Below are 16,897 nucleotides of genomic sequence, written 5' to 3' on the forward strand. Positions count from 1 at the left end.
ATATGTACCGTGGGATAAAAAAGATACAAGAAAAAATGCCAGGAGCTTTAGACAAAAATTGTTTAATTCTTATTCAGAACAAAGACCCTGAGCCTCTTAAGAATTTTGTAGCAAAAATGGAAGAAAAGGTTCAAGGAACGGGTGGCAAAACTCATTATGAACAATTGCGTGAAAACCGAATATCAAAAATTAAAGAATATCAAGCTAAGTTAAAAAATGTTTCTAAGAAAACTGCAGTAACACAAGCAGCAACAATAGGTAAAGATTTAAAAGATACATTATTAAAAAGAAAGCAAGATAATGAAAAGGCTACTGGAGATTTAGCTACAAATGCACGACGTGCAAAAAGGGCAAATTTTATTGGATAAAAATTTATACTTTAATAAATGATAGAACTTGTTTATAATAACTAATTAGTAATTAAGTTATTTAGAGTTCGATGAATAAATCTAAATTCATTTTTCTATCTGCCATTTCAGGGAATATACTTGAATATTATGACTTTACTGTATATTCAGTTTTCTCGCCGATTATAGGGCGAATTTTCTTTCCTGGGGAGTCAGAATTTATCCAGATTCTTTTAAGCTTAGCCGTATTTGCGGTTGGGTTTTTGACAAGACCTATCGGTGGTATATTATTTGGTTATATCGGTGATAGATATGGTAGGCGTATTGCCTTGATAATATCTATGCTTGGTATGACTATCCCGACCTTTATCATGGGTTTGATCCCCTCATATGCAGATATTGGGGTTTATGCACCTATAACTCTAATCATAATGCGGCTTATTCAGGGACTTTGTATTAGCGGTGAGGGAACAGGAGCTGCTATTTTCATTTTAGAACATCGTCAAAATTTAAGACCTGGTTTTACAGCAGGTTTAGTACATGGTTCCAATATTGTTGGCACATTAGTAGCAATTTTTATTGGTATTATAATCGAGCGTTATTTTTCCCATATTGATTTTGCATGGCGGTTTGCTTTTCTTCTCGGCGGATTTATAGGGCTTGCCGGATTTTACTTGCGACTGCGTGTTTCAGAAACGCCGATTTTTAAAATGCTTGAGAAAAAGAAAAAAGTTCTTAAAGCTCCTTTTTCCAACGTAATAAAAACAGCTTGGAAATCTATGTTTTTGACCATATGTATAGGTGCCATAGCTAGCAGTATTATGTATTTAGTAAAAACATATATAAATGTGTTTTATTACAATGTTATGCATTTTGATAATGCTATTGCTTTATCCTATTCAGCTTATAGCTTGTTTATTGCAATGGTTGCGATGCCGCTTGCTGGCGGTGCTGCCGATATTATCGGAAAGTTTAAGATGAGTATGTTAGTCGGTACTGCAATTTTGTTATTGATCTTACCGACTATGTTACTTATGTCGGCAGAAGAAACTTGGCAGCAAATTCTAGCACTTACTATTCTTGGCATGCTTGCAGGAAGTATAGCAGGTACGGCATATATATTCGTTATTTCTCTATTTACTGCAGAGCAAAAATTTACCGGCGTTGCTTTCAGCTACAACTTTGCGATAGCAATATTTGGCGGTACATCCCCGATTATTTCACGTTGGCTTGTTGAGCATACTAAATTATTTTACGCTCCAGCTTTCTATATCATGATTATTGCAGCTATATTTTTAATTATTATGTATATGATGAGAAGAGTAATCAAACAGTTGTTAAATAGTTATGAACAAAAAAAATAGAGAAGTAACAAGTAGCTGGTTTACTAATTTACGTGATTTATTATGCACGGAATTTGAGAAAATCGAAGAAGAATACGCAAAGGCAAAAGGTTTAAAGCCAGGTAAGTTTGTCCGCTCAACCTGGGAACGTGATGGCGGTGATGGCGGTGTTATGTCTGTCATGAAAGGGGAAGTGTTTGAAAAAGTTGGCGTTAATATATCGACTGTATTCGGTGAATTCTCAAAGGCGTTTCGTGCCGAAATCCCGGGAGCAGAGCTAGACGGCAAGTTTTTTGCTACTGGTATTTCATTAGTTGCTCACCTTAAATCTCCGTTAATCCCTGCAATGCACTTCAATACTCGTTATATTGAAACCTCAAAAAACTGGTTTGGTGGCGGTGGTGATTTAACGCCTTTTTATCCAGAAGAAGACGAGACAGCAAAATTTCATGTAGCTTTCAAAGAAGCATGCGACAAATATGATTCTGGCTATTATCCTAAATTTAAAAAGCAATGTGACGAATATTTTTATTTGAAGCATAGAAAAGAACCGAGAGGAGTCGGCGGAATATTTTACGATTATCTAAATAGTGGTAATTTTGAGCAAGATTTTTCTTTTACGCAAGATGTAGGCAAAGCGTTATTATCAGTATATCCTGAAATCGTTAGAAATAAGCTATTTTTACCGTGGACGGATGAGCAGAAAGAATATCAGCTCATAAGACGAGGTAGGTACGTAGAATTTAATTTGCTATATGATAGAGGCACAAAGTTTGGCTTAATGACTGACGGCAATGTTGAGGCAATATTGATGTCTCTACCACCCGAAGTAAAATGGTCGTAACAAAAAACCACCTTGGCTGGTTTTTTCCTTGACTATTTTTTAATTTCGTTTTATTCTGCTCTACTTAGAATATTATAATATCTTGATTAGGCGATAAGCTAATGGCAAAGAAAAATAAAAACATTTTGGTAAGGTTAGTAAGTACAGCAGGTACAGGCTTTTTTTTAGTGAAAAAGCGTAATCCAAAAACGCAAACCGAAAAGCTTTCTTTTCGTAAATACGATCCAAAAGTAAGAAAACATGTTCTTTTTAAAGAAGAAAAAATAAAATAATCGAAGTAATATATGGCAGTAAAAATTCGTTTAGCTAGAGGCGGTGCTAAAAAGCGTCCTTTTTACCGTGTAGTAGTAGCTAACGCAACCGCACCACGTGATGGTGATTTTTTAGAAAAAGTTGGAACTTATAATCCAATGCTTGCTAAAGATAGTAATGAGCGTGTAGTTCTAAAGGCGGATCGTGTAGAATATTGGCTTAAATCTGGTGCTAAACCAACAGATAGAGTTGCAAAATTTATCGAGCAAGCTGGTATAGCTCTTCCTGAAAAAGTCAAAAAAGAGATGGAAGTTAAGCTAAAAAACCGTAAAGCTAAACCAAGCAAAAAAGAAGCATAGTTATACCACTGTCATCCCGTGGCTCATCCACGGGATCCAGTAAAAAAGTTTAGAGTGTTGTCAAATCTAGCATTGTCGCTTGTACCTGTGTTGTTGCATAGCTCTAGAAACGCCTCCGATGTCATTCTTAGCAACGGCTGGAATCCAGCATAAAGCGAGAGAAATCGAGCTTTTAATTTTAAGTTACTATGCTTGGATTTTACTGGATCCCGTGGACGAGCCACGGGATGACAGAGGGTAAAACTAAGCTATATAACAACACTAGTCAGGCTACAGTATAAAATTAAAAGCTTTAAATTTACTTAGCTGAATATCTAAAAAAATAAGCCGGATTAGCTCAGTGGTAGAGCAACCGCCTTGTAAGCGGTAGGTCATCAGTTCAAATCCGATATCCGGCACCACCTTTATAGGTGAAAAATTGTAAAAATATTAGATTGCCGAGTTGAGAATTTCCGGCATTGTTGCATGACTCCGATGTTATTATTGTGGAGGCTTGCCTGTGTGGATGCTAAGTCGTCATTGCGAACGAACGAAGTGAGTGCGGCAATCTAGAAAAATAATAAAAAATGCTAATTTATAGCATTTTTTATACTTCCTTGCTTCGTCAATTACTTCGTAATTTCCTCGCAATGACGAGAAAATTGATCCACGCGGGGCAAGCTTTAAGCGGGAATGACATATAGGACGTTTTTTGATATTTATGCGGGCAATGCCGGCTTGACCCCACGGGATGATACTAATAATAACGGTTTCAGAGCCATAAAAACACTGTGCTTGAAACACATAAACCATATCCACCCATTTCAGCGCCCTTAGCTCAGCTGGATAGAGCAACGGATTTCTAATCCGTAGGTCAGAGGTTCGAATCCTTTAGGGCGCGCCACTCTTCAGTTTTTGCTATTTGTACGAACGTCTTGAACTATGAATCATGATAACAATTTAAAACAAAAGAATTCTTACATATTAGGTGTAGGAAAAGCAGGAGCTAAAAATTTAGATTTTCAGCACCAGATGTTAAAGCGGCATTCTATAGAGCAACTTGAAAAAGCTGGTCTAAAAGAAAGCGCCATTATCTGGGATATTGGTTGTGGAAATGGTACAATGACTGAGATCATGGCATCTAGAGTAGGTGATAATGGGCAAGTATATGCAGTTGATATTAGCGAGCAACAAATCCAAATAGCCCAGCAAAGAATTAAGAATGCAGGACTCAAAAATGTTACATTTATAGTTAGTGATCTTTACTCACTATCAAATAATGATTATCCCAAAGCCGATATTGTCTATTCTAGATTACTATTAATGCATCTGAAAAATCCTATTGAAGCTATAAAGCTGATGAGTTCTTTATTAAAAAAAGAAGGGATAATTTCATTACAAGAATCTGATCTAAATTCAACTCTTCAAAAACTAAACAATCAGGAAACTAATGAAAGTTTCAAACGTTATTATAAGCTTGTCACGACTTATGGGCAAATTAACGGAGTTCATTATGACATAGGCAATAAGTTAGCTAATATATGTCAAAGTTTAAATATTTTTTCAAAAGTAGAACATTATATTTCTAGTTATGATTTTAATGAATATAAAGACTTGCTCTTGGCTAGATATGACGAATTTAAAGACATAGTTGTTTTAGCTCGTTTAATAACTAAAGAAGAATCTCTACAACTTCGAGAGAAGCTGCAAGTTTTTTTTAATAGTGAGGAATTAATAAAGATGAACTTAAAAATTAATCAACATCATTTATTACTAACTATATAAAAGCTAGAAATTAACTCATTATATAGCCTGCTTCATGACAATTTAGCAATAATGTTTTTCACTTCAAACTCATAAGCTTCTTCAAAATTCCAATGAAGTTTGAAAGGAAGTAAAATACTATCTCTTGCCACCCTACCATAAAATTTTTATGCTGCTTGTGAATTTTGTTGCATAAAAAAAGCATCATTTATATACTGTCTTTTTGTGCCTAAGGTTAGCAAATCGTACACTAGGTCGTGCCACACATATCCCATAATAATCTTAGCAAAATAGTCTAAATATATGGAAGAAAAGAAAAAGTCTAAACCAACACTTCGTGCCAGAGCTAATAAAATTAAAGATTTTAAATGCAAAAACTTAATTGCTGTAATTGAGAATCCTGATAATATAAAAAACATTGGTACTATTATTCAAAATGTTAATGCACTCGGTGTTGAGAAAGCTTATATTGTTACTAATCAAAAATTGCTTCCTGATACATGGGAAGAAATGCGTGCGGAGCAAAAACTTAATGCTATATCCGTCTCGGCTATAAAATGGAGCTTTGTAAAGATTTTTAAGGATACAAATAGTTGTATGGATCACTTAGATAAGCAAGGCTTTGTTTCGCTTGTTACTTCTCCTCATTTGAAAGGATACAAAAATGTAGTACTTCATGAACACGATTATACTAAGTATAAAAAGCTTGCAATTTGGTTTGGAAATGAAGGAATAGGCATTAGTAAGACTGCAGTTGAAAGGAGCAATATTTGTATTAACATTCCAATGTATGGCATTATTGAGAGCCTTAATTTAGGTACTTCATCTGGTATTATACTATATGAGATTACAAAACAACGGCGTGAATTCCAGTTTAACTTAAAAAATAAAATTGTTACAAATAAAATTAAAAAAAATTTTTAAATTGAAGAAAGAGAAGAGGGGAAGTAAATAATAAATACTTTATATAGATAATTATATACTAGGTCTAATTACAGCATGTCCAAATCTATATTTAAAACGTTGCTTAGTTTTTTTAGTGTATCTATTGTACCGGTACGTGATCCTTTCTCGATAGCAGAAATATATTGTTTAGTTTTACCAATCTTAGTAGCTAGCTGTTCTTGGGAAAGTCCTCTATGTTCACGATAAACCTTAATAGGATTTTCACCACTTAGAATTTTCTGAACTAGTTCTTCAGGGAAATATTCCTCATTTTTAGCAATTCCCTCAAGATATAATTCCTCATCGGTAATATGACGTTCCTTAAAGTTTATAAGCTTATTACTCATTTGTATATTTATCCTCCAACGAGTTATTTCCATAACATGCCAAATTATAGTATAGGCAAAAATCTGCTATACTTAAAAAATCATTTTTTATGTTTATTCCATCATATAATTTTATCTCTTGGAAAGATTTTTTATATATTTCTGTATGAATAAACCCAAGCAAATATAAAGTTCCAAGGCTTGAGGTAAAAATTATACTATTTGGATCGTTTAGTATTATATCCTCAATTAAAATAGTAAAAGTCCCTTTAGGCTCATTTCTTATTTCATCAATTAATTTACGTATATTAGTATGATGGAATGAATTTTGCTCTATAATCTTTGATGTTTGGAAATTATTTTGCTGACAGTAATTATTTATAAAGTTCTTTGCGGTGTTTACGATTTTTAGAATTTGAGATAGGTGTAAGGAAGATTATTATTTTTTTGGTATCAAGCATGTGTCCCCGCTGAATATAAACTTAAATTGCTCAAGTTTTAACCACCGAAGAAAATCTTTGGTGGTTGGGGAGTTCGAAAAACCGTAGCAACAGTTCACAATAGATTTTAAGCTTAAAATAATATTCTAAGCTCTGGACATGTCTATTATCACCCCCAACCATAAGTATTGAGGATTGCATTATATAATGGTTAATGTATAACCATGCTACAAGAGGTTTCGAAGCCCCAAAACAGCTTTAACTATTTCAAACACAATTTTATATTCTATTTCCTAAAAAAGTCAATCGGTAAGTGAATTGAGGGTGGCTAGCATTCCTAACTAAGTATAGATATCGTCATTGCGAGGAAAAACTATAAGTTTTGACGAAGCAATCTAGTAAAATGCATAGCATTTTTATTATTTTTTTTGGATTGCCACGCTCCTTGCAGTCGCTCGCAATGACGGGAAGCTGATCCACGTAGGCAACGCCTCTTCTAAATGACAGGAAAACTAATCAATTATTTGTATCTGTAGCTCTTCTTTCTTTGCAGTTATTTTTACTATTTTTCCGCTACTTACCTCGCCTGCTAAAATCATCTTAGCTAAGTTATTTTGTATTTCACGCTGGATAAGTCGCTTCAATGGTCTTGCTCCAAAGCTCGGATCATAACCTTTTAAGGCTAAATAGTTTAAAGCTGGTTCATCAAATTCAAGAGTGATATTTTGTGCTGATAAGATTTTCTTTAAACCCTCTAGCTGAATCTTTACTATATCGTGAATATTATTTTGGTTTAATCTATGGAATAATATAATCTCATCTAACCTATTCAAGAATTCAGGCTTAAATACCATCTTCACATATTCCATAACTTGGTCTTTTACCTTATAAGTATCTTCGCCCTCTTTTTGGTTAACGAGTATTTCAGCACCTAAATTAGATGTTAGCACAATAATAGTATTCTTAAAATCAACTGTGATACCCTGACTATCGGTAAGTCTTCCCTCATCTAATATTTGCAGCATAATATTAAAAATATCGGGATGGGCTTTTTCCACTTCATCAAATAATATGACTTGATACGGGCGGCGTCTTACCGCTTCGGTAAGCACTCCACCCTGATCATATCCAACATACCCGGGAGGTGCTCCTATCAAACGAGAAATAGCATGCTTCTCCATATATTCGGACATATCAATACGTAAGATGGCGTTACGATCATCAAAAAGAAAACCCGCTAAAGCCTTAGTCAGTTCAGTTTTACCAACTCCAGTCGGACCGAGAAACAAGAAAGAACCAAGCGGGCGGTTAACATCCTGAATACCGGCACGTGATCTTCTAACAGCATCACTAACGCTTTTTATCGCCTCATCCTGCCCTATTACCGACTCACGTAATTTCTGCTCCATCACAAGCAAACGTTCACGCTCACTTGATAGCATTGTATCGATCGGAATACCGGTGATACGAGAGATAATACTTGCTATATCACTTTCTGAAACAATTTCCTTTAATAATCCTTTACTGTCAGCATTTTCGGATTCCTGAATTTTCTTCATAATCTCAGGAATGATTCCGTATTTTAACTCACTAGCTTTGGCTAAATTAGCATCACGTTCTGCTCGCTCTAAATCAATCCTAGCACGGTCTAACTCTTCTTTAAGTTTCTGCTGTCCTTGAATTTTGGATTTTTCGGCTTGCCATTTAGAACTCATATCGTAAGATTTAGATTCCAACTTTTCTAACTCTGCGGTTAAATGCTCAATTTTCTTTTTAGAATGCTCATCATTCTCTTTCTTTAAAGCTGCAAGCTCTATCTTTATCTGAATAATACGGCGATCTAGTTCGTCCAGTTCTTCAGGTTTACTTGATAGCTCGATTTTCATACGGCTACAAGCTTCATCAATTAAATCAATCGCTTTATCAGGTAGAAAACGATCCGTAATATAGCGGTTTGATAGAGTTGCTGCCGCAACTATCGCACTATCGGAAATCCGTACCGCATGGTGCAGTTCATACTTTTCCTTAATACCTCTAAGTATGGATATCGTATCCTCTACTGTCGGCTCGCTAACATAAACAGGCTGGAAGCGGCGAGCAAGTGCAGCGTCTTTCTCGATATATTTGCGGTACTCGTCTAAAGTGGTAGCTCCGATACAATGTAGTTCACCGCGTGCAAGCATCGGCTTTAGTAAATTTGATGCATCCATAGCTCCATCAGTCTTACCAGTACCGACTAATAAATGTAATTCATCGATAAATAAAATAATCTCACCACTTGATTCTTTTATTTCACCAAGAACAGCTTTAAGCCTCTCTTCAAACTCACCACGATATTTTGCTCCTGCAATCAACGCTCCCATATCAAGCTCGATAATTCGGCAATTAATAAGAGTTTCTGGCACATCTTTGCTAAATATTCGTTGTGCTAACCCTTCGATTATCGCAGTTTTACCAACGCCAGGTTCGCCGATCAATACCGGATTATTTTTCATACGACGAGATAATACTTGCACTGTTCTTCTGATTTCTTCATCACGCCCGATTATCGGGTCAAGCTTACCACTTTCAGCAAGTTCAGTTACATCTCTGCCATATTTTTTTAGAGCATCATAGCTATTTTCTGCTGATTCAGTATCGGCTTTTTTACCCTTGCGAAGCTGCAAAATACTAGCTGCTAGTTTTTTGCTATTAACCCCATTATTGGTTAAAATTTTACCAGCTATAGTATTATCAAAACTTAAAGCTTCCAAAATACGCTCGATTGTAACAAAGCTATCCCCATTATCTTTAGCAAGACTATTAGCTTTTTCTAAAACTTTAAGAAATTCAGCAGAAGAATAAATTGTTCCTCCGCCATCAACTTGCACTTTTGGAATTTTATTTAATTCTACCTGTACTTGATCAGCTAAAATATTTAAGTTACCTCCGCTATTACTAATAAGTGTTTTAACGATCCCTGTATCTTCATTAAAAAGACTAGATAATAAGTGCAAAGGTAATATTTGCTGATGATCATTTTTAGCCGCAATGGGTTGACAGTTTGTTATTACTGATTTAGCATGTGCAGTAAATTTATCAATATTCATATAAATAATATATTTTAATTAATAAGATTAAAATTTTTTAATAGATATTGTTTATATAATTACTTTAAAATTATAATACAAGGGTATACTCGTTTTATTTGAAAAATTGGCGGCGACGTCCTACAGGTGCTGAGGTACTCACGTAGTTTATCTATGCTCCGTTCCTCGTGCTTATAAACTTCTTGCTCTTTTCCAAATAAAACTTCGTCTACTATCTAACTAAACTAAATATTAATATATAAAGCTTTCACTATGTCCTCATTAAAAGAACAATTCGACGCAGATAAATATTTTCTTACAACACAAACAAATGAATTTTTAGCAAATAACAAACAAGATCCTCTACATACAAACAGAGATGAAGTTAGAGAAGCAGTTAAAAACGGTAATTTTACTGAAGCATTACAAAAACTTGAAATTTTACGTGAAGAAAGAACCGGTATAACACTTACTAAAATTGATCCGTTGATAGAAGGTACAACACCGATAATAATTCGTGATGCACGAAATGCTAAAGATCCTCGAGAGCTTGGAATGGAAAGCTTTGAGATGCAATATTTAAATGTCATAAGAGCAGCAATAGATATAGCTGAAATCGAAGGAAAACCAGAAGCACTTAAGACAGAATTAAGAAAACAAGCAGTAGATTTTATTGATAACTTTCATAAAGATAATGAAAAAAATTCTCAAATGCAAATCTCTCCTAATGTAAAGGATAAGATTAATGACATAGCCATACTGCTAGAAAATAATGGCATTAAAGAAGTGCATAAGAAGCTAAATGTAGCAAAAGATTTTCAGAATTTTAATGATGAACATTGTAATATAGTAACGCTCTCAAATATTAAAGATAAAAATGGTAAAGATCATACTGTTATTGAGGCAGAAGTAGCACTCAAGGGAATAACCGATGAGCAAAAGGCAGAATATCAGAATAGAGCCGATAAAGATTGGTTCAAGAAAATGCCTAGTTGGGAAAGACAGTTAGTTAATAAATATGCTGAAACAATTAAAGAGGGTGAGCATGTTATCCCTACTCAATTGCGTCAAATAGTAGGAATGAAAAACGCTTTTGAGAAAATTACAGCAATAGCTGAAGAAAATAAACCTATTGAAATAATACATGCCTCTAAACATGCAGGAACTCTTGCTTCTATTTCTCGTGATAAAGAATCACAACAAAGAATTACAGATTTAAATACTAAGCAAGCTCAAGAATGGATGGGCGATCATAAATTGCATGCTAATACTTTAAATAGTGGAGCTGCAAATTTTGTAGTGCCGCACCCTGATGCAAAACTGGTAACTCTTACTAAAAGAGCTATAGATCATGTAGGAGGTCGTTATACTAATACAGCGTTTAATAAATTTAGAAGAATCGCAGGTTTTAATCATTTTGATGGTACAAAAGAACAACTTAACGATTTGGCTAATAATTTACCAAAAGAAACTAACTTCAAATATATTGCGACCCATTTAAAACCACGTGGTAAATTAGAAAGATTATTTGGTATTAATAAACCGAAAGGTGATCTAAAAACAATGCTGAATACAGAATTTAATGCAGGTAGGTTATCTAAGCAAGCTCATGAAATATTAACCAATGCAGCTAGTTTAAAACAAGATATAGAAAAAGCTGACGCAATTTTTTATAGAGGTGCAGATAAAGAAAATATAAGTAGTAGCATTTCACGAAAATTAAATTATTTAAGCAACCAAATCTCAAATTCTAATGACTCTATTTTTAAAGATGTTCCAAAGCACGAAACGCTTACTATGTGTGCAAGTGGTAAGGATCGTACAGGTCTTGCCGAACATGACCAAACTAGTACTGCTATAGCTAATAGATTAAGAATAGAAGTAAAAGCTGCTGATGAACAGCTTTTAAAAGCAGGTCATACTGCCGGTCAAGCTGGCGGAGTTTATGCAGGCGGTGCTACAATCGGATGTTACGGTACATTAAAAGTAACGGCACAAGGTTTTCCTGAATCTAGACAAGAATCATTAAAAAGTATGATTGAGCCATCGGAAGCCAATAATAAGATTAAGAAACTTGAAAAAGGTCAGGTAGTTAATGAACCAGCAGAGCAGAAAAAAGCTAAAGAAACGCCTAATCCGTATCAAACGACAAATTATGAAATAGCTGCAAATATACAAACACCTTCTGTTGTGGTAACTACTCCAAAAAATGAACTAACTGAACTAATACCGGATTTAAATAAAGCCCAACAACAAATAATATATAAACCTACAGTAGAATTAGATAATGGAGGAAGAATTACTCCTAATGTTACACCTGCACAAAAAGTAAATCAACGTAATAAAGATAATAATATAGGGAGGTAATAATGTCGCATTTAGCAGTTGTAACAGGCGGTACTAGAGGAATAGGAGAGTCTATTGCCAAAGAATTAAAAAATAAAGGTTTTACTGTTATTGCTAATTTTTTTAGTAATCATGAAGCTGCAAAAGCTATGGAAGAGCAATATGGTATCAAAACCAAACGTTGGAATGTTGCAGATTTTGAAGATTGCAGAAGAGCGATAAAAGAAATTGAAGAGGAATATAAACAGCCAGTAAGCATTTTGGTTAATAATGCCGGAATTACCAAAGATAAAATGCTGCATAAAATGAGTCATCAAGATTGGAACGATGTAATTAACGTTAATCTCAATTCTTGCTTTAATATGTCAAGTAACGTAATCGAGCCGATGCGAAATCAAAATTACGGTCGTATAGTAAATATCAGCTCAATCAATGCTCAGGCAGGGCAGATTGGTCAGACTAATTACTCTGCTGCTAAAGCTGGAATTATAGGTTTTACTAAAGCTTTAGCACGTGAAACTGCTTCTAAAAATATCACGGTTAATTGTATAGCTCCTGGATATATTGCAACGGAAATGGTAGGGGCAGTACCTGAAGACGTGCTTGCAAAAATCGTTAATAGTATTCCGAAAAAAAGATTAGGGCAACCTGAAGAAATCGCAAGAGCAGTAGCATTTCTAGTTGATGAAAATGCTGGATTTATCACGGGTGAAACTATCTAAATCAATGGTGGTCATAATATGTTATAAATAATTTAATGGATTTTAATATGAGCAAAGAAAGAGTAGATCCGAATAATAATGACGAGGTGTATCATGATTTTGATACAACAAAAGGTATAAATTTTTTTCTTTCAAAAGGGGTTGAATCTTACAGAAGGGGGGAATATGAAGAAGCACTTGAACAATTTGAATATGCTAAAAAATTAGACGCAAATCATGAAAATATATTTGAACGGAAAAAACTTGTCCATCATTGTGACTATAAGTCGGGTTTAGTCTATAATAAGTTGGCTCAGAAAGAAGTGGAGCCAATTCAACAAAAGCGATATCATGAAATGGCAGCATATTGCTTTGAAGAAGCACGGACAAATTCTCGGAACGACATATTTAGGGGGGCAAGATCTAAACCAGCTTATAGCAACAGCATATAATAACGCTGGTAATGAAGAAAAAGCATTACAATTTTTACAAAAGACTAGATTATATAAACTTGCACAAGAATTAGTTATAGCTAATCCAATCCAAGATAATGATAATATATCGCCTCAAATTATACAAGAAGCAATTCGTCATTTATTTTTAGAACAGCAAAGACAAAATATAGTACAACAAGAACAAGGACAAAGAATTGGTGCATTAGAACAAGAAATTGATAAGATAAAGAAAATGTTATCTAATGCAAATATTGATACTATAGATGGCATTAATACACAAATAAAAGAGCTAGAGAAGAAAGATTCCGATTTATATAAGTATTATAAGCATTTTCTTTCAGGGTTGCGGTCTATATATTTGGCTTCTTGTATTACTAGTAGTGATGCAGTAGTAGTAAATGTTGGGCATATGGAGCGTACAACTTCTATTGAAAAAGGAATATGTATTGTGTTAGATATGGTTACGGCGGGATGGTTTAAACTTTTTGTAACTGTAGGACTTTCGGTTTTTCATGATATTGCTGATAATATTTATAACTCACGTGTGGAAAGTAAGGTATCAGAGGTGCTTAAAAAGTTCTATATGATAGTTAGTAAGCAATATGATGAAAGTATGGATTTTGAATGGCATTTGAAACAAATAGCATTGTTTTATACTGAGTTAAAAAAAGATGAGGTTTTAAATATAGGATCAGAAAATAATAAGGATAATTTTTGGAATTTTTGTAAACAAAAAATCTTACCCATGCAAAAAAAAATAAGGATAAAGGAGATGACCATATAGTAAAATTAGCCTTTAATGATATCGTGTCTTTGATAAATTATATAGAATATAATGCTGATACGATGATAAAGGAACCTGCACCATTTTTAGCTCAAATTGGCAGCAGAGCAAAAACCGAATTAGGAAAAACATGGGAAGAAGTAGTAAAAAGTAATCCTACCAATATTGTAGAATATAAATTTTCACAAATAGAAAATAATTTATCTGAATTTAATACTATAATTCAAAAAATGAAGCTAGGGCAATGGGCTAGTATTCCATTATCTTATATTTCAATTAACCCTTGGTCTCTATATTTTTTAAAGCTTTCTTGGTCAGGTGAACAAAGAGGAATTAATCATTTTATGTTATTGCTATTATATAAAATGTGTAAGCTTAATGATGAAAATATCCGTACTTTAAAAGATGAAATTAATGATAATAACGAGAAACATGGAAGTATGGAAATAGTCATAGATGAATTGATTGGAGTTCAGGGACCTTATGAAAAAAATATTCGTAATTTTGCAAAAAAGAATAAAGATATAATTGAACTAGCAAGAACTCAGGCTCCTCAATTATTTGTTACAGAGCGTAATATTGATTTATGTGTTGAAGATGAAAAGCATAAAAAGGATGCAAAAGAGATATTACAATTAAGATCTTCAGACCAATTTGTTGAAAGTTGCTTAAAAAGAGTATGTCCTAAGTTAGATGAGTATAGAAAGGCTCAAGCTGAAAAAGCTAAACTGAATATAAAATATGAACCGATAGGTGCGGATTTGATGACTTTTAAGATACTTAAGCATACTGATGAGCATAATGAGGTCTCAAATTTAGGTGTTGCGAAAGGATGAGTACTATATACCATATTCTTGATCATGTTCCTGCTATTTATAAAGAGGATATGGAAATAGAGTATGAGAATTTAGCAATGCAGATAATTAAGTCGGGGAAGCTAAGAATAGATACCGATGATTGTTGCAATTTTGCAAGATTTAGTGACCCTGCTTTTAATATTAGTATGATGGTTAGCAAAGAAGAGCTAACAGATCCACATTTAATCCCTGAAACTACAAAACTTTTCCAAAATCTATATAGAAATTCTGCTACCGATCAAAAAATAAAATCTGTCTTTGATAATCTAAAAAAACAAATCCATAAACTACAGCCAATCAAAAAAGAAGTAATGGAAATGTTAGCCCGTATTTTTGTACAATCTGCTCACCCGATTGTCATAAGATGGCTACTTCTTGATAAAACAGAAATATTTATCACCTACTCTCATAATATTGGTGATATGATGGATATGGTTAACTGGCAGAAAGTAGGCGGTAATAGTGGAATGCAAAGCACTAACGGCAAAGATGTGGCTATTTTTGTCTCATGTGGTGGTAACCCTTTTGCTGAAAATAGTAAGGATCACCCTATGTATGGTGGTGGCTTTGCTGCTGTTGCAAGATTGCAGATTATAGCAGCTCAAGAACTTGGGCATTTTGCTGATATAAAAAGGGATAATAGAGGTAGGCAAATCACCCGCCATTCGGCTAATTTTTCTGGCACTAAAGCAACGGATAATGCACGTATTGCTCGTAAAAAAGATATAGAACATTGCCGTAATTTACTGCATAAACTGCTTATAGCAGGCATGAAAAAGCAGCTAGATTATGAGACAAAGCTTAAATTTTATCATACTAATAAAGTAAGAGGTTTAAAAATTCTAGCAATAAACTTCATGATTTTTATATATAAATTTAAGCTTTTAAGATATAGCAATAAACATGGTTTGGTTTTTGTCAGGAAATTTAAATCAGATAAATATATGGCATTAATGATTGATGCTATGTTTAAAGATATGCAAGCTAATTTATCACCATCAGCTGATGTATATAAAAATAAAAATCCTGAAATTGAAGAAGCAGTAGCCTGCATTGAAGCACTAGCACGAGTACCTCAGCAAGCAATAAAATGGGGATATCTAACAACAAAGGAAACTATGCATGAGCTTTATAAGATATATTATAATGAGGTCATCCCATCGTTAATCACTAGCTATGATGCAGTAACAGGTGAAAACTATAAACGTAGTTTGAAAAAAGCTAAAATTAGCTTATTAGCTAAAATAAATATTTTTAACAAGAAAAAATTAGTACTAAAACCAGTCAGAGAACTATAATTCGTTGTAATAAAAAATTCAATCTTTAATTGAAATGACAGTAATAATGCTATATTTATAGTGTAATATATCATTATTACTTATGTCCCAGAAACCTAAACACGACGAAATTATAAGAAGTGCGTTTGAAAACCCTTTAGTTTCTAAAGAGTTTTTTCAAATGCATTTACCCCCTTATATACAGAATCTAATTTCTCTTGAAAACCTAAAAATGGAAAAAGATAGCTTTGTAGATAAAAGACTCAAAAAATCTATAGTAGATATTCTATTTTCTGCTAAGTTTGGAGAGAAAAAGGGCTATTTATATCTACTTTTAGAACACCAAAGCACACCTGAGTATAAAATGGCTTTGAGGTTATTTCGGTATATGTTTAAAATTGCTGAATACCATAAGAAATCAACAAAAAGTAAAAAGTTCCCTTTCATATATCCTTTGATATTTTACAATAGTCAAAAGAAATATAATGCTCCACGAAATCTATGGGAATTATTTGAAAATAGTGAACTTGTAAAGGCTACATGGACTAATGACTATCAATTAATCAATGTACATGATATTCCGGACGAAAAATTGAAAGAAAAAGCATGGTCTGGGATTTTGCAATTTTTTATGATGTCATTGCTAAAGTAAAGGGGACCACTAAATTGCACGAAAAAGGGACCAGAGAATTTGGTGTAACCTAATAAGGTTATAATGTGCAATATTCACTAGATAATTAATTAAAATAAATATCTAGTGATACAATGATAAGAATAAATATGTACACAACAATTATCACCCTTTATAAG

The 16,897-nt window shown here is 33.6% G+C and carries 16 protein-coding genes, 2 tRNA genes and 1 pseudogene; 16 read left to right on the top strand and 3 right to left on the bottom strand.

What is annotated here, in order from left to right:
• Nucleotides 1-2 precede the first annotated feature (2 nt).
• The 6 genes from AAGD54_RS07950 (at nt 3) to AAGD54_RS07975 (ending at nt 3,546) form a co-directional block, all read left to right on the top strand.
• Nucleotides 3-368 (top strand): hypothetical protein, encoded by a 366-nt coding sequence (locus AAGD54_RS07950; RefSeq protein ID WP_341794537.1) that lies wholly within the window; start codon nt 3-5, stop codon nt 366-368.
• Between the two features lie 71 nt (nt 369-439).
• The gene (locus tag AAGD54_RS07955) at nt 440-1,711 is read left to right on the top strand and encodes an MFS transporter (protein WP_341794538.1); all 1,272 of its coding nucleotides are present in this window, start codon (nt 440-442) and stop codon (nt 1,709-1,711) included.
• A complete protein-coding gene (hemF, locus tag AAGD54_RS07960; RefSeq protein ID WP_341788634.1) occupies nt 1,695-2,534 on the top strand; it encodes an oxygen-dependent coproporphyrinogen oxidase in 840 nt (279 codons plus the stop codon). Before AAGD54_RS07955 ends, hemF begins: the two co-directional genes overlap by 17 nt.
• A gap of 101 nt (nt 2,535-2,635) precedes the next feature.
• On the top strand, nt 2,636-2,806 hold the full coding sequence (gene rpmG / locus AAGD54_RS07965) for a 50S ribosomal protein L33 (RefSeq protein ID WP_011478029.1): 171 nt from the start codon (nt 2,636-2,638) through the stop codon (nt 2,804-2,806).
• Between the two features lie 12 nt (nt 2,807-2,818).
• A complete protein-coding gene (rpsP, locus tag AAGD54_RS07970) occupies nt 2,819-3,145 on the top strand; it encodes a 30S ribosomal protein S16 (protein WP_341794539.1) in 327 nt (108 codons plus the stop codon).
• Nucleotides 3,146-3,471: 326 nt separating this feature from the next.
• A tRNA-Thr gene (locus AAGD54_RS07975) sits at nt 3,472-3,546 on the top strand.
• 115 nt (nt 3,547-3,661) lie between these two features.
• On the opposite strand, the gene AAGD54_RS07980 is transcribed toward AAGD54_RS07975, so the two are convergent.
• Nucleotides 3,662-3,928 carry a hypothetical protein gene (locus AAGD54_RS07980; RefSeq protein WP_341794540.1) on the bottom strand — a complete coding sequence of 89 codons (267 nt, stop codon included), beginning with the start codon at nt 3,926-3,928 and terminating at the stop codon, nt 3,662-3,664.
• 23 nt (nt 3,929-3,951) lie between these two features.
• On the opposite strand from AAGD54_RS07980, the gene AAGD54_RS07985 reads away from it, so the two are divergent.
• From AAGD54_RS07985 to AAGD54_RS07995, 3 genes are all read left to right on the top strand, one after another.
• A tRNA-Arg gene (locus tag AAGD54_RS07985) sits at nt 3,952-4,028 on the top strand.
• A 38-nt stretch (nt 4,029-4,066) separates the two neighbouring features.
• On the top strand, nt 4,067-4,909 hold the full coding sequence (locus AAGD54_RS07990; RefSeq protein WP_341794541.1) for a methyltransferase domain-containing protein: 843 nt from the start codon (nt 4,067-4,069) through the stop codon (nt 4,907-4,909).
• Nucleotides 4,910-5,191: 282 nt separating this feature from the next.
• A complete protein-coding gene (locus AAGD54_RS07995; protein ID WP_341794542.1) occupies nt 5,192-5,812 on the top strand; it encodes a TrmH family RNA methyltransferase in 621 nt (206 codons plus the stop codon).
• A gap of 68 nt (nt 5,813-5,880) precedes the next feature.
• On the opposite strand, the gene AAGD54_RS08000 is transcribed toward AAGD54_RS07995, so the two are convergent.
• Together AAGD54_RS08000 and clpB are read right to left on the bottom strand one after the other, a co-directional pair.
• Nucleotides 5,881-6,180, bottom strand: coding sequence for a helix-turn-helix transcriptional regulator (locus AAGD54_RS08000; RefSeq protein WP_341788639.1), 300 nt, complete (start codon nt 6,178-6,180; stop codon nt 5,881-5,883).
• A gap of 931 nt (nt 6,181-7,111) precedes the next feature.
• Complete coding sequence (gene clpB, locus AAGD54_RS08005) at nt 7,112-9,688, bottom strand: ATP-dependent chaperone ClpB (RefSeq protein ID WP_341794543.1); 2,577 nt, start codon at nt 9,686-9,688, stop codon at nt 7,112-7,114.
• Between the two features lie 252 nt (nt 9,689-9,940).
• Here clpB and AAGD54_RS08010 point away from each other — a divergent pair, with 252 nt between their 5' ends.
• The 7 genes and pseudogenes from AAGD54_RS08010 to AAGD54_RS08040 form a co-directional block, all read left to right on the top strand.
• Nucleotides 9,941-12,034 (top strand): hypothetical protein, encoded by a 2,094-nt coding sequence (locus AAGD54_RS08010; protein ID WP_341794544.1) that lies wholly within the window; start codon nt 9,941-9,943, stop codon nt 12,032-12,034.
• Between the two features lie 2 nt (nt 12,035-12,036).
• The gene (locus AAGD54_RS08015; RefSeq protein ID WP_341794545.1) at nt 12,037-12,735 is read left to right on the top strand and encodes an SDR family oxidoreductase; all 699 of its coding nucleotides are present in this window, start codon (nt 12,037-12,039) and stop codon (nt 12,733-12,735) included.
• 47 nt (nt 12,736-12,782) lie between these two features.
• Nucleotides 12,783-13,166 carry a hypothetical protein gene (locus tag AAGD54_RS08020; protein ID WP_341794546.1) on the top strand — a complete coding sequence of 128 codons (384 nt, stop codon included), beginning with the start codon at nt 12,783-12,785 and terminating at the stop codon, nt 13,164-13,166.
• Nucleotides 13,066-13,953 (top strand): hypothetical protein, encoded by an 888-nt coding sequence (locus AAGD54_RS08025; RefSeq protein ID WP_341794547.1) that lies wholly within the window; start codon nt 13,066-13,068, stop codon nt 13,951-13,953. The genes AAGD54_RS08020 and AAGD54_RS08025 overlap by 101 nt, the downstream gene beginning before the upstream one ends.
• A gap of 23 nt (nt 13,954-13,976) precedes the next feature.
• Nucleotides 13,977-14,789, top strand: a complete 813-nt coding sequence (locus AAGD54_RS08030) for a hypothetical protein (RefSeq protein WP_341794548.1) — start codon at nt 13,977-13,979, stop codon at nt 14,787-14,789.
• The gene (locus AAGD54_RS08035) at nt 14,786-16,108 is read left to right on the top strand and encodes a DUF2748 family protein (RefSeq protein WP_341794549.1); all 1,323 of its coding nucleotides are present in this window, start codon (nt 14,786-14,788) and stop codon (nt 16,106-16,108) included. Before AAGD54_RS08030 ends, AAGD54_RS08035 begins: the two co-directional genes overlap by 4 nt.
• 82 nt (nt 16,109-16,190) lie before the next feature.
• Nucleotides 16,191-16,721 (top strand): annotated as a pseudogene (locus tag AAGD54_RS08040) (Rpn family recombination-promoting nuclease/putative transposase); the annotation flags it as partial.
• Nucleotides 16,722-16,897: the final 176 nt, after the last annotated feature.

It is taken from the genome of Rickettsia endosymbiont of Rhinocyllus conicus (genome assembly GCF_964026465.1).
Taxonomy (GTDB): domain Bacteria; phylum Pseudomonadota; class Alphaproteobacteria; order Rickettsiales; family Rickettsiaceae; genus Rickettsia.